General features: G+C 62.3%; 16 protein-coding genes. 5 read left to right on the forward strand and 11 right to left on the reverse strand.

The features are described from left to right. The first annotated feature begins 224 nt into the window (after window positions 1–224). Window positions 225–1,469, forward strand: a complete 1,245-nt coding sequence (locus VXM67_RS20060; RefSeq protein ID WP_023381699.1) for a putative porin — start codon at window positions 225–227, stop codon at window positions 1,467–1,469. 131 nt (window positions 1,470–1,600) lie between these two features. Here the strand turns inward: VXM67_RS20060 and VXM67_RS20065 are convergent, their stop codons facing one another. Both VXM67_RS20065 and hrpA read right to left on the reverse strand, forming a co-directional pair. Next, window positions 1,601–2,722 carry a beta-ketoacyl-ACP synthase III gene (locus tag VXM67_RS20065; protein ID WP_023381700.1) on the reverse strand — a complete coding sequence of 374 codons (1,122 nt, stop codon included), beginning with the start codon at window positions 2,720–2,722 and terminating at the stop codon, window positions 1,601–1,603. Window positions 2,723–2,920: 198 nt separating this feature from the next. Then, window positions 2,921–6,826 (reverse strand): ATP-dependent RNA helicase HrpA, encoded by a 3,906-nt coding sequence (gene hrpA, locus VXM67_RS20070; protein ID WP_023381701.1) that lies wholly within the window; start codon window positions 6,824–6,826, stop codon window positions 2,921–2,923. A gap of 480 nt (window positions 6,827–7,306) precedes the next feature. On the opposite strand from hrpA, the gene VXM67_RS20075 reads away from it, so the two are divergent. Together VXM67_RS20075 and VXM67_RS20080 are read left to right on the forward strand one after the other, a co-directional pair. Then, window positions 7,307–8,671, forward strand: coding sequence for a glutamine synthetase family protein (locus tag VXM67_RS20075; protein WP_027907441.1), 1,365 nt, complete (start codon window positions 7,307–7,309; stop codon window positions 8,669–8,671). Window positions 8,672–8,703: 32 nt separating this feature from the next. Continuing rightward, window positions 8,704–10,011, forward strand: coding sequence for an FAD-binding oxidoreductase (locus tag VXM67_RS20080; RefSeq protein WP_023381704.1), 1,308 nt, complete (start codon window positions 8,704–8,706; stop codon window positions 10,009–10,011). Between the two features lie 85 nt (window positions 10,012–10,096). Here the strand turns inward: VXM67_RS20080 and fadD1 are convergent, their stop codons facing one another. Together fadD1 and fadD2 are read right to left on the reverse strand one after the other, a co-directional pair. After that, on the reverse strand, window positions 10,097–11,794 hold the full coding sequence (gene fadD1, locus VXM67_RS20085; protein WP_023381705.1) for a long-chain-fatty-acid--CoA ligase FadD1: 1,698 nt from the start codon (window positions 11,792–11,794) through the stop codon (window positions 10,097–10,099). Between the two features lie 328 nt (window positions 11,795–12,122). Then, window positions 12,123–13,811, reverse strand: coding sequence for a long-chain-fatty-acid--CoA ligase FadD2 (gene fadD2, locus VXM67_RS20090; RefSeq protein WP_023381706.1), 1,689 nt, complete (start codon window positions 13,809–13,811; stop codon window positions 12,123–12,125). A 226-nt stretch (window positions 13,812–14,037) separates the two neighbouring features. On the opposite strand from fadD2, the gene VXM67_RS20095 reads away from it, so the two are divergent. Both VXM67_RS20095 and VXM67_RS20100 read left to right on the forward strand, forming a co-directional pair. Continuing rightward, entirely contained in the window at window positions 14,038–14,982 is a 945-nt protein-coding gene (locus VXM67_RS20095) for an alpha/beta hydrolase (RefSeq protein ID WP_027907440.1), read from the forward strand. 33 nt (window positions 14,983–15,015) lie between these two features. Further along, a complete protein-coding gene (locus VXM67_RS20100) occupies window positions 15,016–15,486 on the forward strand; it encodes a MaoC family dehydratase (RefSeq protein ID WP_023381708.1) in 471 nt (156 codons plus the stop codon). Between the two features lie 104 nt (window positions 15,487–15,590). Here VXM67_RS20100 and VXM67_RS20105 read toward each other — a convergent pair whose 3' ends face one another. The 7 genes from VXM67_RS20105 to VXM67_RS20135 all read right to left on the reverse strand — a co-directional run bounded on the left by VXM67_RS20105 (window position 15,591) and on the right by VXM67_RS20135 (window position 20,610). Next, window positions 15,591–16,829: an RNA polymerase sigma factor gene (locus tag VXM67_RS20105; RefSeq protein WP_023381709.1), complete on the reverse strand. Its 1,239-nt coding sequence runs from the start codon at window positions 16,827–16,829 to the stop codon at window positions 15,591–15,593. Continuing rightward, complete coding sequence (locus VXM67_RS20110) at window positions 16,829–17,314, reverse strand: SRPBCC family protein (RefSeq protein ID WP_023381710.1); 486 nt, start codon at window positions 17,312–17,314, stop codon at window positions 16,829–16,831. Before VXM67_RS20110 ends, VXM67_RS20105 begins: the two co-directional genes overlap by 1 nt. A 21-nt stretch (window positions 17,315–17,335) precedes the next feature. Next, complete coding sequence (locus tag VXM67_RS20115; RefSeq protein WP_023381711.1) at window positions 17,336–17,680, reverse strand: YciI family protein; 345 nt, start codon at window positions 17,678–17,680, stop codon at window positions 17,336–17,338. 44 nt (window positions 17,681–17,724) lie between these two features. Continuing rightward, window positions 17,725–18,150: an SgcJ/EcaC family oxidoreductase gene (locus VXM67_RS20120; RefSeq protein ID WP_023381712.1), complete on the reverse strand. Its 426-nt coding sequence runs from the start codon at window positions 18,148–18,150 to the stop codon at window positions 17,725–17,727. Window positions 18,151–18,253: 103 nt separating this feature from the next. Beyond that, window positions 18,254–18,730, reverse strand: a complete 477-nt coding sequence (locus tag VXM67_RS20125) for a GyrI-like domain-containing protein (RefSeq protein ID WP_049818779.1) — start codon at window positions 18,728–18,730, stop codon at window positions 18,254–18,256. Window positions 18,731–18,871: 141 nt separating this feature from the next. Beyond that, window positions 18,872–19,516, reverse strand: a complete 645-nt coding sequence (locus VXM67_RS20130) for a LysE family translocator (protein ID WP_027907438.1) — start codon at window positions 19,514–19,516, stop codon at window positions 18,872–18,874. Window positions 19,517–19,644: 128 nt separating this feature from the next. Next, entirely contained in the window at window positions 19,645–20,610 is a 966-nt protein-coding gene (locus tag VXM67_RS20135; protein ID WP_023381715.1) for a threonine dehydratase, read from the reverse strand. Window positions 20,611–20,669 lie beyond the last annotated feature (59 nt).

Here is a 20,669-nt window from a genome sequence, read left to right on the forward strand (position 1 = left end):
AAGACGCACTGTCGCTCAAATGGTGCAGGCCCCCGCTTATCCTTTCATTCTCAATTACTTAACCACAGTGCCACTAATTAGACATTAATCTGTCATTCGCCCCCGCAATACTTGCGCCTGTTTTCCGGAACCTCAGAACCTGTCTATTCAGGCCCTTTCCGAAGACATGCCAACATAGGGGCGGGCGCAGAGCCTCCCCCATTTTTTTCAGTAGGGAGAACCTTATGCGTCTTGTTTCTACACTTACCGGAGTGAGCCTCACCGGCATGATGCTGGCTCTGAGTACTCCGGCCAGTGCTGCTGTCGACGCCAAGCTGCTCGAGATGCTCCGCGCCAATGGCTCGATCAATCAGGCGCAGTACAACGAACTGCAGGGCGACCTGGCAAAGGAAACCAAGGAAAAGGCCGACCAGAAAGCTCAGTCCGACCGCCTGAGTTCTTTCGAACAGAAAGTGGCATGGGCCGCCAAGACCCAGATCAAAGGTGATGTACGCCTGCGCTACGAAGACGTCAACGTCGACGATCCGAACAGCAGCAGCGGCAACCAGGATCGTCAGCGCGTCCGTGCCCGCGTTGGCTTCTACAGCGAGATCAACCCGCAAGTCGACGCAGGCGTGCGTATCGCCACTGGCAGCAGCGCCGACCGTCGCTCGACCAATCAGAGCTTCGACAACTACTTCGACAAGAAGTCGCTGTGGGTCGACCAGGCTTACCTGGACTGGCACCCTACCGGCGTGCCGAACCTGCACCTGATCGGCGGCAAGATGCAGCAGCCTTGGGTGAGCATGGGCGACATCATCTGGGACAGCGACATCAACCCGGAAGGCTTCGCCGCCACCTACAAAACCGACCTGGGCGGCGCCGAAGTGTTCGCCAGCGCCGGTCAGTACACCCTCAAGGACAACGTCGATGGTGACGGCGTGCAATACAAGCACGACGCCCAGGTCTACCACGGCCAGTTGGGGACCAAGTTCGCGCCGGTCGATGCCCTAAAAGTCACCGTGGGTGCGAGCATCTACGGCTATGACAACGACAAGGAAGCCGCCATCCTCCAGTCGTTCGGCAACACCACCAACGAGTTCAACCTGGTCGAAGGCTTCGGCCAGATCGACTTTACCGGCTTCGCCATCCCGCTGTCGGCTTACGGCCAGTACGTGAAGAACACCGAGAGCACCGACGGCGAAGACCAGGCCTGGCTGGCCGGTCTGAAGACCAAGCTCGGAGCCTGGAGCCTGGACTACAACTACCGCGATGTGCAGCGCAACGCCGTGGTCAGCCTGTTCACTGATTCCGACTTCGGCAACGGCTACACCGGCTCGCGTGGCCACAAGTTCAAGGTCGGTTACGAGATCGACAAGAACTTCTCGCTGGGCGCTACCTACCTGATGGCCAAGACCGACCTGTCGCAGTTGCCGAACAGCAATGCTGACGTCGACACCCTGCAGGTCGACCTGGAAGCCAAGTTCTAAGGGTTCGCTCTACGTCCAGGCGAGAAATGCTGACCCCATCCAGCATTTCTCGCCTTTTTCATGCCGGGTAGAAATGCACCGGTCTCTTCGCGGGTTGACCTGCGAAGAGACCGGTTCCGTCAGCCCAAGACTCAACGCTTGCGCAGAATCACGCTACCAATCGAATACCCCGCGCCGAACGAGCTCAGCACGCCCAGCGAACCTGGGGCCAGATCATCCTGATACAGGTGGAAGGCAATCACCGAGCCTGCCGAACTGGTGTTGGCATAGCGGTCCAGAATCACCGGTGCCTCTTCTTCAGCGACCTCACGTCCCAACAGCTTCTTGACGATCAAGTGGTTCATGCTCAGGTTGGCCTGGTGCAGCCAGAAGCGATTCACATCGCTCGGCTGAAGGCCATTTTCTTGAAGGTGAGCACCAACCAGTTCGGCCACTTTCGGGCACACCTCGCGGAACACCTTGCGGCCTTCCTGGATGAACAATTTGTCCGCAGCGCCCTCGCCTTCTTCCGCCGCGCGGTTGAGGAAGCCGAAGTTGTTGCGGATGTTGTTGGAGAACTCGGTCCACAGCTTGCTGCTGACAATCTCGAACTGGTGGCTGGAGGTAGCCTGGTCGGCACGTTCGATCAGCACCGCAGTGGCGGCATCACCGAAGATGAAATGGCTATCGCGGTCACGGAAGTTCAGGTGACCGGTGCAGACTTCCGGGTTGACCATCAGCACCGCCCGGGCCTGGCCCAGTTGCACACTGTTGGCGGCGGTCTGGATGCCGAAGGTGGCCGAGGAGCACGCCACGTTCATGTCGAAGGCAAAACCCTGAATCTCCAATGCCTTCTGCACCTCGATGGCGATTGCCGGGTACGGGCGTTGCAGGTTGGAGCAGGCGACGATCACCCCGTCGACATCCGCCGCCGTACGACCGGCGCGCTTCAGGGCCTGTCGGGCTGCGGCCACGGCCATTTCGCAGAGGATCGACGGCTCGTCATTGCTACGCTCCGGCAGCCGCGGCTTCATGCGCAAAGGGTCGAGAATGCCGGCCTTGTCCATGACGAAGCGGCTCTTGATGCCCGAAGCCTTTTCGATGAAAGCTGCATCGGAAAGCGGTGCTGCCTCGACCTCGCCACGCTCGATGGCCGCTGCGTTATCGTGGTTGAACTGCTGCGCCCAGGTGTTGAACGACGCCACCAGTTCTTCGTTGGAAATGCTCTGGGCCGGGGTATACAGGCCGGTGCCGCTGATCACGACGTTATGCACGGTCGTTCCTCTGGTCAAAGGCCATCGCCACGGGGCGCTGGCTGGAAACATGACAGATAATGGCACTTTAGTGCCAACTTAAAGACAAAGGGTTACACACTCGTCGCGGCCAAACCCCGCTCCTTCAGGAGCGGGTTGCCCGCGATAGGCCGCTAAACGGCCCAAAAATTCACCCAAGTGTGCCACAAACAGGGAAGTTTAGCCCTCTACCTGACTCCACTGTTTGCTTAATCGCTTGTCGGAAATTGGCACCTTGGTGCCCAACTGCTGGGCGAACAACGATACGCGATACTCTTCCAGCCACCAGCGGTACAGCGTCAGTTGCTCGTCACGCTTGCCCTCCTGGGCATGCTTGTCGGCACGCGCCTTGTACTGTGCCCACAGGTTGCCCAGCTCGCCGCTCCAGACCCTGTCCTTCTGCACCTGGGCGCCCAGCTTCTCGAGACGCAGCTCGACGGCCTTGAGATAGCGCGGCAACTCCTTGAACCAGACTCCCGGTGTTTCGCGCACGAAGCCTGGATACACCAGGTTGCTCAGTTGCTGCTTGATGTCGTTGAGCGACACCGCCTGGCTGAGGTCGATCTTGCCCTTGAAGCGCTTTTGCAGGCCGTGCCACAACTTAAGCACCTCCAGGGCCTGGCGGGCCAGACGCTCGGCATGCTCGGCCCAGCTACCGCGCTTGCGTTCGGCCAGGCCGGCCAATGCGGCGCCATCGCGCGGCAGCGGGTCTTCCCCTTCAAGGATGCAACTGTCGAGACTGGCCAACAGAATGTCCTCGACCAGCGCCTCGATACGACCCAGTTCGCGGTACAGCAAGCCCAACTCGGTCAGCCCTGGCAACTTGCCACGTAGGTACTTGGCGGGTTCGGCCAACTGCTGCAGCAACAGACGCTGGAGGGCGCGACGATGCTGGAACTCAGCCTCGGCCAAGGTCGAGAAGCGCGCCTCGCGCACGGTGCCGTTCGCTTCGACCAGCGCCGGGTAGACCGTCATCGACAACCCCGCGATCTTCTGCTGGGCGGTTTGCGCCACTTCGCTGAAAGCCTTGGCCTGCACCGGCTGCTCGGTTTTGTCGTTGCGCGGTACGGCCAGCGCTGCCTGGCTGGCGGCAGCGAAACGTGCCGTCAGCTCGGCCAGGTCACGCCCTTCGCCGAGGAACTTGCCTTGGCCATCGACCACTTCGATGTTCATCCGCAGGTGCCCTTCGACCAGGCGCACCGACTCGTCCCAGGCCTCATCGGACACCCGAGCGCCCGTCATGCGCAGCAACTCCTGGCCCAACGCCTGGGGCAATGCGCCTTGGCCGAAAGTCATGCGGGCAAGCGATGCCTTGACGAAGTCGGGTACCGGCACGAAATTCTTGCGCAGGGCCTTGGGCAGGTTACGCACCAAGGCCACGCACTTGGCTTCCAGCAAGCCCGGCACCAGCCACTCCAGGCGCTCGCCCGGCAGGCTCGGCAGCAACGGCGCGGGCACCCGCACGGTCACGCCATCGCGCGGGTGGCCTGGCTCGAAGTGGTAACTCAACGGCAAGCGCAGGTCACCCACCTGCAAGCTGTCGGGGTATTGCGCTGCGGTGACCTCGCTGGCTTCACGGGCCAGCACGTCTTCCTCGCGCATGATCAACAGGTTGGGGTCCTTCTGGCTGCCCATGCGGTACCAGCTGTCGAAGGTTGCGGTCTGGTGGATCTCTGCCGGTAGCCGCGCTTCATAAAAGGCGTAGAGGGTCTCTTCGTCGGCCAGGATGTCACGGCGGCGGGCCTTGGCTTCCAGCTCGTCGAGTTCTTCGAGCAGGCGCTTGTTGGCCGACAGGCACTTGGCCCGCGACTGGATCTCGCCACCAACCAGCGCTTCACGAATGAACAACTCACGCGAAGCCACCGGGTCGATGGGCCCGAAGTGCACCGGACGGCGGCCCACCAGGATCAGCCCGTACAGGGTGATCTGTTCGTAGGCCACCACCTGCCCGCGCTTCTTCTCCCAATGCGGTTCGAAATGGTTCTTCTTGACCAGGTGCGTGGCCAGCGGTTCGATCCAGTCGGGCTCGATCTTGGCCACCATCCGCGCATACAGCTTGGTGGTTTCCACCAGTTCGGCGGCCATCACCCACTGCGGGCGCTTGCGGCCCAGCCCCGAGGACGGATGCACCCAGAAACGCCGCTGGCGGGCGCCCTGGTAGTCGCCATCTTCGGTCTTGTGGCCGATCTGACTCAGCAATCCGCTGAGAATGGCCTTGTGCATCCGCTGATAGTCCGACGGATCCTTGTTCACCGCCAATTGCAGGTCGCGGCAGATCAGCGCCAACTGGCGATGAGCATCGCGCCATTCACGCAGACGCAGGTAATTCAGGAAGTTTTTCCGGCACCAGTTGCGCAGCGGGTTGGCGGTCAGCGCCTGGCGCTGCTCCTCGAAACCGCGCCACAGATTGACCAGGGCAGCGAAGTCGGAGTCGACATCCTTCCACTGGGCATGGGCCTGGTCGGCGGCTTGCTGTCGCTCGGGTGGGCGTTCGCGGGGGTCCTGCACCGACAATGCACTGGCGACGATCAGTATTTCCTGCAGGCTGCCCTGGCGCGCGCCTTCGAGCAGCATACGGCCCAGTCGCGGGTCGATCGGCAAGCGCGCCAGCTGGCGGCCCAGCGGCGTCAGCTGGTTCTCGCGGTTGACCGCCGACAGCTCCTGCAGCAGGTTGAAGCCGTCACTGATGGCCTTGCCATCCGGCGGTTCGATGAACGGGAAGGCATCGATGGCGCCCAGGCGCAGGTGCAGCATCTGCAGGATGACGGCCGCCAAGTTGGTGCGCAGGATTTCCGGGTCGGTGAACGCTGGCCGGCCGTTGAAATCCTCTTCGCTGTAAAGACGCACGCAAATACCCGGCTCGACGCGGCCGCAGCGGCCTTTGCGCTGGTTGGCACTGGCCTGGGACACGGCCTCGATCGGCAAGCGCTGCACCTTGGCGCGGTAGCTGTAGCGGCTGATGCGTGCAGTACCGGTATCGATCACGTAACGAATACCCGGCACCGTCAGCGAGGTTTCGGCCACGTTGGTCGCCAGCACCACCCGGCGCCCGGTATGGGGCTGGAAAATGCGCTGCTGCTCGGCCGGGGAAAGCCGGGCATACAGCGGCAGGATCTCGGTGTGGCGAAGCTGGGCCTTGCGCAGGATGTCGGCGGCATCGCGAATCTCGCGCTCACCAGGCAGGAACACCAGCACATCGCCCGGCCCCTTGCCTTCGCTGCGCTCATGCTGGGCCAGCTCGTCCAGGGTAGCGAGAATCGCCTGGTCGACCGTGAGATCGTCCTCGACCTGGTTGCCTTCCTCGTCCTGCTCGCTGGTCAACGGGCGGTACCAGGTTTCTACCGGGTAGGTACGGCCGGACACCTCGATGATCGGCGCGCCGTCGAAGTGCTTGGAGAAGCGCTCCAGGTCGATGGTCGCCGAAGTGATGATCAGTTTCAGGTCGGGACGACGGTGCAGCAGCGTCTTGAGGTAGCCCAGGAGAAAGTCGATGTTCAGGCTGCGCTCGTGAGCCTCGTCGACGATGATCGTGTCGTAGCGTTCGAGGAAGCGGTCGTGCTGGGTTTCAGCGAGCAGGATACCGTCGGTCATCAGCTTGACCAAGGTGTTGCTGTCGCTCTGGTCTTCGAAGCGCACCTGATAACCCACCAACCCGCCCAACGGCGTGCCCAGCTCTTCTGCCACCCGCGCGGCAACGCTGCGCGCAGCGATTCGCCGAGGCTGGGTATGGGCGATCAGGCCATGGCTGCCACGGCCAAGCTCCAGGCAAATCTTCGGCAGCTGGGTGGTTTTGCCCGAGCCGGTCTCACCTGCGATCACCAGCACCTGGTTTTCGGACAGGGCTTTCTTGATTTCGTCGCGCTTGGCGGCAATCGGCAAGCTGTCGTCGTAGCGGATGTGCGGCACGCTCTGCTGGCGTGCGGTGACCTGGGCGCAGGATGCCTGGACCTTTTCCACCCATTGCGCCAGCTTGGCTTCGTCAGGGCGCTTGCGCAGCTCATGGATCTGCCGCCGCAGTCGATGGCGGTCGGCGATCATGGCGTGGTCGAGGTTTTTCAGCAATTGGTCGATGGCGTGGTCTGTCATGGGGCTTTTTAATCGTGCAGGTGAGCCTGCTTTTTCATGATCGGCATGCGAGAGATGCGCGATTGTCGCAGATTTGACGGTTGTTTGCTGTCTGCACCGGTCCCAGCGCCGGTAAGCAGGCTCCGATGGCTATCGCGGCGTCCGCGCGCCTGCGAATGTTTAGCGAAGCCAGATGTGAAGGTTGCCATTCACTGCTTTAATCAACCTTACGCCGCATGTGAGTATCGAAGGCATGACTTGCGTCCAGCTCCTCGCCCCACCGTCCTCCCGCCCTTCGCTGCCGAAGGCCCGAAGCTGTGCCGGTGAAAATCCGCTGGTCCACATCATCCTTGCCTTCTGGGCCCTGTGGCACTGCCGTCACGCACGCCCACCGGATACTTCGCTCACGCTTGACTGATCCGAACCGGCCCCTATCGGCCGATTGACCCAGCTCGACCGCCCGCATGCGCGGCGGTCCTGTGCGCCCATGAGCGAACCAATATGCACTTTGCACACCCAGAGCAGGCCAGCCGCTTCCTGGCTGAAAACCCCGATATCGAGCTGTTCGAACTGTTCATCCTCGACGCCAATGGCGTGCCCCGCGGCAAGCTGCTGCACCGCGATGAGCTGATGGCCGTCTATGCCAGCGGTCGCCCACTGCCCAGCACCATCCTTGGCCTGACCCTCAACGGCGACGACGTGGAAAACTCCGGGCTGGTGTGGGATGTCGGCGACATCGATTGCCGCGCCTACCCCTTGGACGGCTCGCTGGTGCGCCTGCCCTGGCGCCGCGTACCGACCGCCGCGGTGCAGGTCAGCATGCACCCTACCGAGGGCTTGCCTGCCAGCGTTGCCGACCCCCGTCATGTACTGCTGCGCACCCTCGATGCGCTGAAGGCCGACGGCTATTACCCGGTGATGGCCTGCGAGCTGGAGTTCTACCTGCTTGACCAAAAGCGCGATGCCCAAGGACGCCCGCAACCGGCGCTGGATGCCGATGGCGGCAGACCGCGTACCACCCAGGTCTACGGCCTGCGTGAACTGGAGCAGATCGAGCCGTTCCTGGCCGACCTGTACGCCGCCTGCAAAGCCCAGGGCATTCCGGCACGTACCGCGATTTCCGAGTACGCGCCCGGCCAGGTGGAAATCACCCTGGAACACGGTGACGCCCTGACCGCCATGGACCAGGCTGTGCGCTACAAACGCCTGGTCAAGGGTGTGGCCCACGCCCATGGTATGCAGGCCTGTTTCATGGCCAAGCCATTCGCCGAACTGGCCGGCACGGGCATGCACATGCACCTGAGCCTGGCCGATAGCGCTGGCAACAACCTGTTTGCCAGCGACGACAAGGCCGGCACCCCCCTCTTGCGCCAGGCCGTGGCCGGCATGCTGCGCCACTTGCGCGAGTCGTTGTTGCTGTTCTGCCCCAATGCCAACTCGTTCCGACGCTTCCAGGCCAACAGCTATGCGCCGCTGGCCCCCACCTGGGGGGTGGACAACCGCACCGTGAGCCTGCGCGTGCCAGGCGGCCCGGCCAACAGCCGGCATGTCGAGCACCGCATATGCGGCGCAGATGCCAACCCTTACCTGGCCGCGGCGGCCATTCTGGCTGCCACCCACCGTGGTATTCGCGAGCAGCTGGACCCCGGTGCGCCGATCGAAGGTAACGGTTATGCCCAGGCCACCGAATTCCTGCCCACCGACTGGCTGACCGCACTGGACAGTCTGGAACGCTCTGACTGGGCTCGCGAAGCGCTGGGCGAGGCTTTCCTGGGGGTCTATTTGAAGGTCAAACGCGCCGAGTATCGCCAGTTCATGGCCGAAGTCAGCGAACAGGACTGGCGCTGGTACCTGCACCAGGCCTGAGCCCTACCCTATTGAAGAACAAGGAACACCCAATGAACGCAGCAGTGAAGAACGGGCCAGCCCAGCGCGCGCCGTCCTATTACAGCGCCACGTTGAACGACCACACGCAGTACCCGACCCTCAAGGGCACGGTGGAGGTCGACGTGGCCATCATCGGCGGCGGGTTCACCGGCGTGGCCACCGCCGTGGAGCTGGCCGAGCGTGGCCTGAAAGTTGCCATTGTCGAAACCAATCGCATCGGCTGGGGTGCCAGTGGGCGCAACGGCGGCCAGGTCACCGGCAGCCTGTCCGGTGATGAGGCCATGCGCGCGCAGATGCGCAAACGCCTCGGCAGCGAGGTCGACGACTTCATCTGGCACCTGCGCTGGCGAGGGCACCAGATCATCGAACAGCGCGTCGAGCGCTATCGAATAGATTGCGACCTCAAGCGTGGCCACCTGCATGCCGCCATGAAGCCCTCGCACATGGCAGAACTGCGCGGGTTCGAAGCCGAAGCCCAACGTCGTGGCATGGGGGACCAGGTGCAACTGCTCGACCGCCAGGCCGTCTCCCGACACCTGCAAAGCCCGCTGTACCTGGGTGCGCTGAAGAACCGACGCAACCTGCACCTGCATCCGCTCAACCTGTGCCTGGGCGAAGCCCGTGCCGCCCACAGCCTGGGTGCTCTGGTCTTCGAAAACTCCGAGGTACTGGAGATCGTCCATGGCCCGCGTCCGGCGGTGGTCACCGCCGAAGGGAGGATCGAGGCCCGCCAGGTGATGCTGGCCGGCGATGTCTACCACAAGCTGGAAAAGCGCCAGCTCAAGGGCAAGATCTTCCCAGCCATGGGCGGCATCGTCACCACCGCGCCGTTGGGCGAGCTGGCCGAGCAGATCAACCCGCAAGACCTGGCGGTGTACGACTGCCGATTCGTGCTCGACTACTACCGTCTGACGGCTGACAAGCGCCTGCTGTTCGGCGGCGGCGCCAACTATTCGGGCAAGGATTCGCGTGATATCGAGGGCGAGCTGCGCCCTTGCATCGAGCGGACCTTCCCGGCACTCAAGGGCATCCCGATCGAGTTCCAGTGGAGTTGCGCCATGGGCATCGTGGTCAACCGCATTCCACAGCTGGGCAAGCTTTCGGACAACGTGTGGTACTGCCAGGGTTATTCCGGGCATGGCATCGCCACCAGCCACATCATGGGCGAGATCATGGCCGAGGCATTGACAGGAACGCTCGAAAAGTTCGACACCTTCGCAGCGTGCAAGCACATCAGGGTGCCAATGGGCGATCTGCTGGGGAATCCGCTGTTGGCGGCGGGGATGTGGTACTACCAGATGCTGGAAAAAATGCGCTGAAGCATGCACGGATAAACCCGCTTCAACAGGGCTCTTGCGATACCTGTGGAAGCGGGGTTACCCGCGAAGTGGCCAGAGAAGTCGTTCAGGCGATCTTCTTCAGCCCTTGCTTCTTCAACTCTTCATCGCGCAGCTCACGCCGCAGGATCTTGCCCACGTTGGTGGTCGGCAGCGCATCCCGGAACTCGATGTAGCGCGGCACCTTATAGCCGGTGACATTGGCACGCATGTGCTCCATCACCTGCTCCTTGGTCAGGGTCATACCTGGCTTGACCACGATGAACACCTTGATCACCTCGCCCGACTTCTCGTCCGGCACGCCGATGGCCGCGCACTGCAGCACGCCCGGCAAACTGGCGAGCACATCTTCCAGTTCGTTGGGGTACACGTTGAAGCCCGAGACCAGGATCATATCCTTCTTGCGGTCGACGATGCGCATGTAGCCATCTTGCTGGATCAACGCGATGTCACCGGTCTTCAGCCAGCCCTCGCTGTCGAGGATCTCGGCGGTGGCATCTTCCCGCTGCCAGTAGCCCTTCATCACTTGCGGGCCCTTGACGCACAGCTCGCCCACTTCGCCCAGCGGCAGTTCCTGGCCATTGTCGTCGATGACCTTGCACAGGGTCGACGGCACCGGGATGCCAATGGTGCCGACCTGGTTGGCGTCCGCCGGATTGACCGCCGCCACCGGGCTGGTTTCGGTCATGCCGTAGCCTTCGCAAATGGCGCAGCCGGTAACGGTCTTCCAGCGTTCGGCCACGCTCAATTGCAAGGCCATGCCACCGGACAGGGTGATCTTCAGCGCCGAGAAGTCCAGGGCACGGAACGCCTCGTTGTTGCACAGGGCCACGAACAGCGTGTTCAGGCCCACGAAGCCACTGAACTTCCACTTGCCCAGTTCCTTGACCATGGCGGGCAGGTCACGCGGGTTGCTGATCAGCACGTTGTGGTTGCCGATCAGCATCATGGCCATGCAATGGAAGGTGAAGGCATAGATGTGGTACAGCGGCAGCGGGGTGATCAGGATCTCGCAACCTTCGTGCAGATTCGAGCCCATCAGCGCGCGGCACTGCAGCATATTGGCCACCAGGTTGCGGTGAGTCAGCATCGCCCCTTTGGCCACGCCGGTGGTTCCGCCAGTGTATTGCAGCACGGCCACATCGTTAGGTTGTGGATTGGCTTCGGTTACCGGCTGGCCCTTGCCCAGCGCCAAGGTGTCGTTGAAGCGCACCGCGCCCGGCAGGTTGTATGCCGGCACCATCTTCTTCACGTACTTGATCACGCTGTTGATCAACAGGCGCTTGAGCGGCGGCAGCAGGTCGGCCACTTCGGTGACGATGACGTGCTTGACCTGGGTCTTGGGCACGACCTTCTCGGCCAGGTGGGCCATGTTGGCCAGGCACACCAGCGCCTTGGCGCCGGAGTCGTTGAACTGGTGTTCCATTTCCCGCGCGGTGTACAACGGGTTGGTGTTGACCACGATCAGGCCGGCACGCATGGCGCCAAATACCGCGACCGGATACTGCAAGACGTTGGGCAACTGCACGGCAATGCGATCACCCGGTTTCAAGTCGGTATGCTGCTGCAGCCAGGCGGCAAAGGCGCCAGACAGCGCATACAACTCGCCATAGGTGATGGTCTTGCCCAGGTTGCTAAAGGCCGGTTTATCTGCAAAGCGTTGGCAGGATTGCTTCAGTACCGCCTGGATGTTGGGGAATTCGTCAGGATTGATTTCCGCCGTAATCCCGGCTGGGTACTTATCCTTCCAAAAATTTTCGATCATGGAAGCCCACTCCTTCAGCAACAGCGAAGTTCATTTACGCGTAGATGCGTTTATTATTGATATGCGATGACGGTTCATTGCAAACCGAATCACCTGGAAGCGCGCCGAGAGTAACAGCTTTGAATAGGGTCGCCTAGAGCCCAAAACGGCCTCAATGGTCACAAAAATGACTCAATGAACGATACAGGTCATTTTTAGAGTATTTATCCAAAATGTCGCAAAGTGCGCATGAAGGTGCATTCTAGAGCGGCTCCACGGCATACGCGGGTAAACCCGCCCCACCATTACCCAGGGGAGCGGGTTCTGCCGCGAAGAGGCCACCCTGGAATCAGGCGATGTCACGCAGCTCCCGCCGCAGAATCTTACCCACAGGGGTCATCGGTAGTGAATCTCGCAGTACGATGTGCTTGGGCACTTTGTAGCCCGTGAAGTTGGCCTTGCAGTAGGCCTTGAGTTCGTCGACGCTCAACCCCTTTTCCCGAGGGACTACGAACAGTTTCACCGCCTCCCCCGAGCGCTCGTCCGGCACGCCGATAGCGGCACAGTTGGCTACCTGCGGGTGCCCCATGATCACGTCTTCGATCTCGTTGGGGTAAACATTGAAACCCGAGACGATGATCATGTCCTTCTTGCGGTCAACGATGCGGGTGAAGCCATCCGGGTCGATCACCGCAATGTCACCGGTCTTGAACCAGCCCTCCGCATCCAGGGCCTGGGCGGTGGCTTCAGGTTGCTGCCAATAACCCTTCATCACCTGCGGCCCCTTGATGCATAGCTCGCCCCGCTCGCCCAGCGCCAACTCGTTGCCGTCATCGTCGATGACCTTGAATGCCGTGCCGGCCACCGGAATTCCCACGGTGCCAAGGCGCGCCATCTGGCCATAAGGATTGGTACTGGCAACCGGCGAAGTCTCGGTCAGGCCATAGCCCTCGACGATGCGGCAGCCGGTGAGACTCTCCCAGCGCTCGGCGGTGGCCTTGACCAGGGCCGTACCGCCAGAGTTGGTGACCTTCAGTGCGGAGAAGTCGAGGTTCTTGAACCCTGGGTGGTCCATCAATGCCACGAACAGCGTGTTCAGCCCCAGCAGCGCCGAGAAACGCCACTTGCCCAACTCCTTGATGAAGCCAGGGATATCACGCGGATTGGTGATGAGTACATTATGGTTGCCGGTGACCATCATGCACATGCAATTCGCGGTAAAGGCATAGATGTGGTACAGCGGCAGCGGCGCGATCATCACTTCCTGCCCGTCCTTGATCAAGCGCTGGCCATCCGGGCCATGCTGGGAGAAGCAGGCCAGCACCTGAAGCATGTTGGCCACCAGGTTACCGTGGGTCAGCATCGCGCCCTTGGCCAGCCCGGTCGTGCCACCGGTGTACTGCAGCACGGCGATATCGTCCAGCCCCTGCTCCACCGGCTTGTGGGTCAGGTCGCGCCCCTGGCGCAGTACCTGGCGGAACGGCACGGCCTGAGGTAACCGATAGGCCGGCACCATCTTCTTGACCTTGTCGACCACGGTGTTGATCAACCAGCCCTTGGCTGCAGGCAGCAGGTCGCCCATCCTGGCTTCGATCAGGTACTCGATGGCGGTATCGGGCAACACTTCCTGCACACGCTTGCCGAACATGTTCAGGTACACCAGCGCACGGGCGCCGGAGTCCTTGAACTGATGGCGCATCTCGCGTTCGGTGTAGAGCGGGTTGGTGTTCACCACGATCAGGCCGGCCCGCAGCGCGCCGAACACGGCGATGGGGTACTGCAAGACGTTGGGCATCTGCACGGCGATGCGATCGCCCGGCTTCAGGTCGGTGTGGTGCTCGAGCCAGGCGGCGAAGGCTGCCGAGTGCCGCTCCAGCTCTGCGTAAGTCAGGGTCACTCCCAGGTTGCTGAACGCCGGACGGTCGGCAAAGCGCTTGCATGAGCGCTCGAAGACTTCGACGACAGACTTGTAAGCATTGAGGTCGATGGTGGATGGCACGCCCGCCGGGCGTTTGTCATTCCAGAATTCGGCTTGCATTTATTATTGTTCCTCTGCCTTGACCCGCGATGTGGCGCGTTGTCCTTTAGTCCCTTGCCCCTTCCGCCCGGAGGCGAAACGGCATTGATCTGACGTTAACAGGTAAGTTCAAGGTGGCATACACGCCAAGTGTCGCCATTAACATTGTGAATCTTATTTGTGCCCTTCCTGCAATCTGGCCGGTTGTGCATAAACTGTGCTCTGACCCCCGCGCAAAGGACCCGCCATGCCTTACGACGCCTTCTGGCTCCCCGCCAGCGAGCATTGCAGCCTGTATGTGCACCAATGGTTGCCGGCCACGCCGGTCAAGGCCGCCGTGCTGCTGGTGCATGGCATGGCCGAGCACGCCGGCCGCTACCAGCGCCTGGGCCAAGCGCTGTGCAACGCAGGTTTTGCCTTGTTCGCACCGGATTTGCGGGGCCACGGCCGTACTGCCGAAGGGGGTAACTTTGGCCTGTTCGCCAAGCAACATGGCTGGAATGCCGTACTCAACGACCTGGGCGTGCTTACCCAGCACATCGGCCAGCAATACCCCGGTACCCCCCTGTTCATGCTGGGACACAGCATGGGCAGCTACATCGCCCAGGCTTACCTGTTGCACCACAGCGCCAGCCTTCAGGGGGCGATCCTGAGCGGCTCCAATTTCCAGCCAGCGGCGCTGTATCGCGCGGCGCGCCTGATCGCCCGCCTGGAAGCCTGGCGCCAAGGCCCATTGGGCAAGAGCGCGCTGATCGACTGGCTGTCGTTCGGCTCGTTCAACAAAGCGTTCAAGCCCAATCGCACCGCCTTCGACTGGCTCAGCCGCGACCCTTCGGAAGTCGACCTGTATGTGAATGACCCGCTGTGCGGCTTCCGTTGCACCAACCAATTGTGGCTCGATCTGCTGCAGGGACTGGCACAGATCAGCCAGGCCAAGCACCTGGCGCAGATCGACCCGAACCTGCCGATACTGGTCATGGGCGGCGAATGTGATCCGGTGAGTGCTGGCAAGCGTCTCACCCATCTGGCTGACGCGCTGCGCGCGACCGGCAATCGACATGTGCAACTGCGCGTGTATGCTCAGGCGCGGCACGAAGTACTCAATGAAACCAATCGTGACGAGGTTACCGCCGATCTGCTCGGCTGGCTGGAACAAGCGCTGGTCCTGGACCGCCCTGCCCGCAGTGAATGAAAGCCGCCTCGTCCGTCCATTAAGGAAGCCCCGATGACCCAGGTCACCAACACGCCTTACGAAGCCCTTGAAGTCGGCCAGAAGGCCAGCTACGAAAAGTCCGTGGAAGAACGCGACATCCAGCTGTTCGCCGCGATGTCAGGTGACCACAACCCGGTCCACCTGGATGCCGAGTTCGCCGCCAAGAGCATGTTCCGCGAGCGCATTGCCCACGGCATGTTCAGCGGCGCCCTGATCAGCGCCGCGGTGGCCTGCACCCTGCCTGGCCCTGGCACCATTTACCTGGGCCAGAAAATGAGCTTCCAGAAGCCGGTGAAAATTGGCGATACCCTGACCGTGCGCCTGGAAATCCTCGAAAAGCTGCCTAAGTTCAAGGTGCGCATCGCCACCAACGTGTACAACCAGAACGATGAACTGGTGGTCGAGGGTGAGGCCGAGATCCTGGCGCCGCGCAAGCAGCAGACCGTCGATCTGGTGTCGCCGCCGAACTTCGTGGCCTGCTGATCGGGTAAGTCTGCGATAGCCTCATCGCCGTTAAGCCCGCGCCTACACCCTCATCGTTTCGACCTGTAGGCGCCGGCTTGCCGGCGATAAGTCCAGCAACGCCATCACCCAAGCGAGCGCAGGCGACTTTCTATATGCCGCCGCTCTGGCTCCTGCCGCGTTAGCGACAGTGCTTGCTTCCAGGCCGCGCGAGCCTGCTCCACGTGCCCCAACTGCTGATGCAGTTCAGCCCGCGCCGCATGCGCCAGGTGATAGTCCTGCAACGCCCCGTCGGCCAGCACCGATTCAAGCGCCCGCAGTCCGGCCTGCGGCCCATCGCGCTTGGCCAGCGCCACCGCGCGATTGAGCCCAACCACAGCCGACGGCCATCGCCGCAGCAGTTCATCGTAAAGCCCGACAATCTCGGCCCAGTCGGTCTGCTCTGCCGAGGTAGCTTCGGCATGCACCGCGGCAATCGCAGCCTGCAAGGTATAAGCGCCAAAAGCCCGGCTGCGCAGCGCTTGACGCACCAGGGCACAGCCTTCGGCGATCTGCTGGTGGTTCCACAAGCGGCGGTCCTGTTGTTCCAGCAACACCAGGTTGCCTTGGGCATCGCTGCGCGCCTGCTGCCTTGATGCCTGCAACAGCATCAAGGCCAACAGGCCGATCACCTCAGGGTCGGGTAACAGATCGACCAGCAGCCGCCCCAAGCGGATCGCCTCATCGGTCAGTTCCTGTTGCAGCAGCCATGCACCGGATGACGCCGAATAGCCTTCGTTGAACACCAGGTAGATCACTCGCAGCACGCTTTCCAGACGCTCGGGCAGTTCGTTCAACGCCGGGACCTGGTAAGGGATGCCAGCATCGCGGATCTTCGCCTTGGCGCGCACGATGCGCTGGGCAATCGTCGCTGGGCTTAGCAGAAAGGCCCGGGCAATCTGCTCGGTGGTCAGGTCGCAGACTTCACGTAGGGTCAAGGGTACCTGAGCGTCGGCAGCCAACGCCGGGTGGCAACAGGTGAAGATCAGCCGCAAGCGGTCGTCGGCGAGCAACGCGTCCTCACTGGGGTCCTGAACCTGGCCTTCGATGAGCATGATGAGGTCTGCCTGGGAGCGGTCGAAACGGGCACGCCGGCGCAGGGCATCGATGGCCTTGAAACGACCGGTCGACACCAGCCATGCCCGCGGGTTGTCGGGAATGCCCGCCTGCCGCCAACGGTCGACGGCGATGAAGAAGGCCTCGTGCATGGCCTCCTCGGCCAAGTCGAAGTCACCGAGCAAGCGGATCAGGGTGGCCAGGATGCGCCGTGAATCGCGCCGGTACACCGCTTCGACTTCGGCACGGACCTGCGCAAGCTCGACCATCAGTCCGGCATCCGCTGAGTCACAACCTCCACCAGCCGGTCCAGGCTTTCTCCCCAGCCCTGATGAAAGCCCATCTCTTCATGGGCCAGGCTATCGGCTGCACTCCAGTGCCAGGCGCGTGCGGTGTAGCGGGTCTTGCCCTGTTCCTCGTCGAAGGTCACCACCGCTGTCATGAATGCCTTGTCCGACGGTACCCAACCCGGTCCGAAGGCATCGGTGAACACCAGGCGTCGGGGTGCTGCGATTTCGAGGAACACCCCCTGGGTCGGGAACTCGCTGCCATCGGGTGCGCGCATCAGGGTCCGGAACAAGCCGCCCACCCATAGCTGCATCTCGCACTGCGGGGTGGTCATGCCGTGCGGCCCCCACCACTGCATCAACCATTGAGGTTCGGTCCAGGCACGAAACACTTTGGCCGGCGGGGCATCGATCAGGCGGCTGATGGAAAGTTCGTGTTTCGCTTCTGCAAGGGGTGCCAGCGTCATTATTGTTGTACTCCGCTCAGGTCAGGGTTGCAGATCACGCACCGGTCGCACTTCCACGCTGCCGACCCGCGCCGCCGGGATACCCTTGGCGATATTCAAGGCTTCGTTCAAGTCCCGGGCATCCACCAGGTAAAAACCCGCCAGTTGCTCCTTGGTTTCGGCGAACGGCCCATCGGTCAGGCTCATGCGGCCGCCTCGCATGCGTACCGTGGTGGCGGTCTGCACAGGCTTGAGTGCCTCGGCCGCCAGCATGCGCCCGGAGTGCTGCAATGACTGTGCGTAAGCCATGCATTCGGCGTCTTCGGGGCTGTCGGGCAGGCTGTGCAACAGCCCTTCGTCACAATAGACCAGGCACAGGTATTTCATGGTCGCCTCCAGGGGATGGGCGCAGTGCGTTTGGCGATATCGACTCAGGGCTTGAGATCGAACAGTGCTTTTTGCGTTTCCATGTCGAACGGCGCCGACCAGTGCTCGTGAATAACCTGCCATTGCCCGGCGCGCCGACGATAGGCGACCGTGGCACGCATGAAGCCACATTGGTTTTCATCGTCCGATGGCCCGCAACGGTTGAGCCAGTGGGCCACGCCCAGGTCACCGTCTGCGTGTACGGTGAGTTCGGCACACTCGAAGATCATCGGCCCGGTGCAAAAGCCCATGCACATTTCCCAGTGCGCCCGGTAGGCAGCCTTGCCCTTGAACTGCAGTTCCTTGATGGCATCGAAGGCGACGATATCCTCGGCATAGGGCGCGGCAATGCCATCCAGGTCGCGGTCGCGAACGGCCTGCATCCAGGTGTCGATGAGTTGACGGATTTCGGTTTCAGCTGCGCTGTTCATCGGCGAACTCCTGCGCTCGGTCATGAGCATTTTGGCGCAGGTATCTCCTGCGCCTTCACCTCTTGGTCGAACGGTAGCGGGGGAAATCGACAGGGCGATGAATTTATTTGCGTTGCAACGGCACCCAGATTTCCATCGCAGCGTTTGGGTCCGTCGGGTCGAAACCTGCCGGGTAGCGCTCGAACAGCGCCGCATCGGCCTGCTGCAGGCCGGACTGGGCCAACCAGGCAAACAGGCCCTGGAAGGTCCCCTTCAGCGCTTGCAGGCTGCCATGATGTTCGAACACAGCGTAATGCTGCGGTGCCAGTGCCAGCGTCGTGAATCCTGGCGCAAGGGTCCTGTCGGTACTCAGTTCGACCGCCGCCAGGTAGTCGAAACCGCCACGTTCGTCGGGGTGATAGCACACGCCGTAACTGTCTTTGCCGAGCAGCCACGGCGTATCGCCACCGTGTTCGACGAAACGCTGCCACAGCAAGGGCAGCCCAGCAAGATTGCTCAGGTTGAAACGCTCGCACAAACCCACAAGCGTCAGCGCCCGGCCATCCTCGTAGCGTACGGGGGGAATCGGTAGTGTGCTCATGTCCATCACCTCATTGATCGAGCCCAGGCAAGCATGCCTGGCCCGTGCTGGTTCGATAGCGTAGCGCAGATCCGTCACCTGGCACTTGACCCATGCCCCTGCCCTGCCACCGGCTGTCCGTTCGCACCCAGGCTCGACGGTTTACAAGGGGGGGCTTGCCAGGATGAATTCGCGGTAGCCGGAAACGACCACATACACCGCGAAATAACAAAAGATCGCCGCTGACAGCAGGTAGGACCAGGTCAACAAGCGGTCGCCCAGCAGGCGTCCGCCATGACTGGCGATACCACAGAGGGTCAGGCACCAGACCAGGCCTGCAGCGAGGAAGCCACCAAGGAACAACCCCGCCTCCAGCGCAGTACCGCCCCCGGAACGGGAAATCAGCACCCCGCCCACTGCCGCGAACCACAGGATGGCGCTGGGCGACGACATGGCCAGGAAGATCCCCCGCAGGAACTCCCGCCAGCCCGATTCCACCACCACTTGCCCTCGCGCCTCCATGTGCCCGCCACGCCAGGCTGCCAGCAACATCTTCAGCGCGAACCACACCAGCAAGGCCGAGCCCCCTAGCCACAAGGCCCAGCGCACGGCTTCGAACTGCAACAGAACGGTCATCCCGGCCAACGCCGCCACGGCATAGATCAAGTCGCCCACGCAAGTGCCAAGGCCCAGCCAGAAGCCCTGGAGAAAACCACGCTGCATGGCGAGTGTGATCATGGCGATGTTGGCCACCCCGATATCCAGGCACAGGGACAGGCTCAGAAGAAAACCGTTGGAGAAAGGCATCGGAAACTCGACTACAGGTTGAAGACAGGCGCGTTCACGGCGCGCACACTGGCGCACTGTATGGGAAGCCATGGCGCTTGCTCAAGCCAGATTGGCTTGCCCTTGAATACCCTGGACCTGCCATGGGCTCAGAGTTGCTCGATGCCAGCCAGAGCCCGCGCATACAGATCGCGGTCCACATTCGCCCCACTGAGCACTACCGCCACACGCTTGCCAGCCTGCCTGCCCCGCTCCTGCATCAACGCTGCCAGCGGCGCGGCTCCAGCACCTTCGGAGGTATTGTGGGTCGCTTCGTGGTACAGGCGCATCGCCTGGGCGATTTCACTGTCGTCCACGCGCACGATACGTGCCGCATGCTCGCGCACCAGGGCGAGGGCATCGGCATTGGGAACCCGGCAGGCCATGCCATCGGCGAAAGTATTGGCAGTGGCGGTGGTAACGATGCGTCCTTGCTCGAAGCTTTGTGCATAGGCATCGGCCGCACTGGAAACCACACCTACGATCTCGGTCTTCAAGCCAAGCAGGTTGCGCGCCTGGATCAGCCCGCAAATGCCCGAGCCCATGCCGATCGGCACATACACGCAGTCCAGCTCAGCCACCGCTTCGAACAGCTCCAGGGCGTAGGTCGCCACCCCGCGCACCAGCTCCGGGTGGAACGCGGGCACCATGGTATAGCCACGCGCCGCGGCTATTCGGCTGGCCTCTTCGCGGGCCACGTCGAAGTCCGCGCCGTGCTCGACCAGCTCGGCGCCAAGTGCTCGCATGGCAGCGTTCTTCTCCCTGGAATTCCCCTCCGGTACCACGATCACCAACGGCAAGCCTGCCCGTCGCGCCGCCATCGCCATGCTCTGGCCATGGTTGCCACGGGTCGCAGTGACCAGGCCTTGGGGTGGGTTGCCGCAGGCCAGCAACGAGCGCACGTACACCAGCCCGCCGCGCACCTTGAATGCCCCGGTAGGCGCATGGTTCTCATGCTTGACCCATACCTCGCACCCCAGCCGGGCAGCCAGCAAAGGCCAGGCATGCTGCGCGGTGGCGGGGATATGCTGGTGGACGAATTCAGCGGCTTCACGCAGGGCGGCTAGGTCGAACATGACGGTCATCCTTTAGGGTCAAGAGGTTGATCCGATCCTATGCGCCGGGCATTGTATGG

This window comes from Pseudomonas sp. Rh2, from assembly GCF_040762985.1.
Classification (GTDB): domain Bacteria; phylum Pseudomonadota; class Gammaproteobacteria; order Pseudomonadales; family Pseudomonadaceae; genus Aquipseudomonas; species Aquipseudomonas taiwanensis.

Coding starts and splice junctions, on each gene's coding strand:
- VXM67_RS20100 (WP_023381708.1), top strand. CDS start 15,016: ATGACCCAGGTCACCAACACGCCTTACGAAGCCCTTGAAGTCGGCCAG.
- VXM67_RS20110 (WP_023381710.1), bottom strand. CDS start 17,314: ATGACGCTGGCACCCCTTGCAGAAGCGAAACACGAACTTTCCATCAGC.
- VXM67_RS20135 (WP_023381715.1), bottom strand. CDS start 20,610: ATGTTCGACCTAGCCGCCCTGCGTGAAGCCGCTGAATTCGTCCACCAG.
- VXM67_RS20125 (WP_049818779.1), bottom strand. CDS start 18,730: ATGAGCACACTACCGATTCCCCCCGTACGCTACGAGGATGGCCGGGCG.
- VXM67_RS20130 (WP_027907438.1), bottom strand. CDS start 19,516: ATGCCTTTCTCCAACGGTTTTCTTCTGAGCCTGTCCCTGTGCCTGGAT.
- VXM67_RS20105 (WP_023381709.1), bottom strand. CDS start 16,829: ATGGTCGAGCTTGCGCAGGTCCGTGCCGAAGTCGAAGCGGTGTACCGG.
- VXM67_RS20075 (WP_027907441.1), top strand. CDS start 7,307: ATGCACTTTGCACACCCAGAGCAGGCCAGCCGCTTCCTGGCTGAAAAC.
- VXM67_RS20080 (WP_023381704.1), top strand. CDS start 8,704: ATGAACGCAGCAGTGAAGAACGGGCCAGCCCAGCGCGCGCCGTCCTAT.
- VXM67_RS20060 (WP_023381699.1), top strand. CDS start 225: ATGCGTCTTGTTTCTACACTTACCGGAGTGAGCCTCACCGGCATGATG.
- hrpA (WP_023381701.1), bottom strand. CDS start 6,826: ATGACAGACCACGCCATCGACCAATTGCTGAAAAACCTCGACCACGCC.
- VXM67_RS20095 (WP_027907440.1), top strand. CDS start 14,038: ATGCCTTACGACGCCTTCTGGCTCCCCGCCAGCGAGCATTGCAGCCTG.
- VXM67_RS20115 (WP_023381711.1), bottom strand. CDS start 17,680: ATGAAATACCTGTGCCTGGTCTATTGTGACGAAGGGCTGTTGCACAGC.
- VXM67_RS20120 (WP_023381712.1), bottom strand. CDS start 18,150: ATGAACAGCGCAGCTGAAACCGAAATCCGTCAACTCATCGACACCTGG.
- fadD2 (WP_023381706.1), bottom strand. CDS start 13,811: ATGCAAGCCGAATTCTGGAATGACAAACGCCCGGCGGGCGTGCCATCC.
- fadD1 (WP_023381705.1), bottom strand. CDS start 11,794: ATGATCGAAAATTTTTGGAAGGATAAGTACCCAGCCGGGATTACGGCG.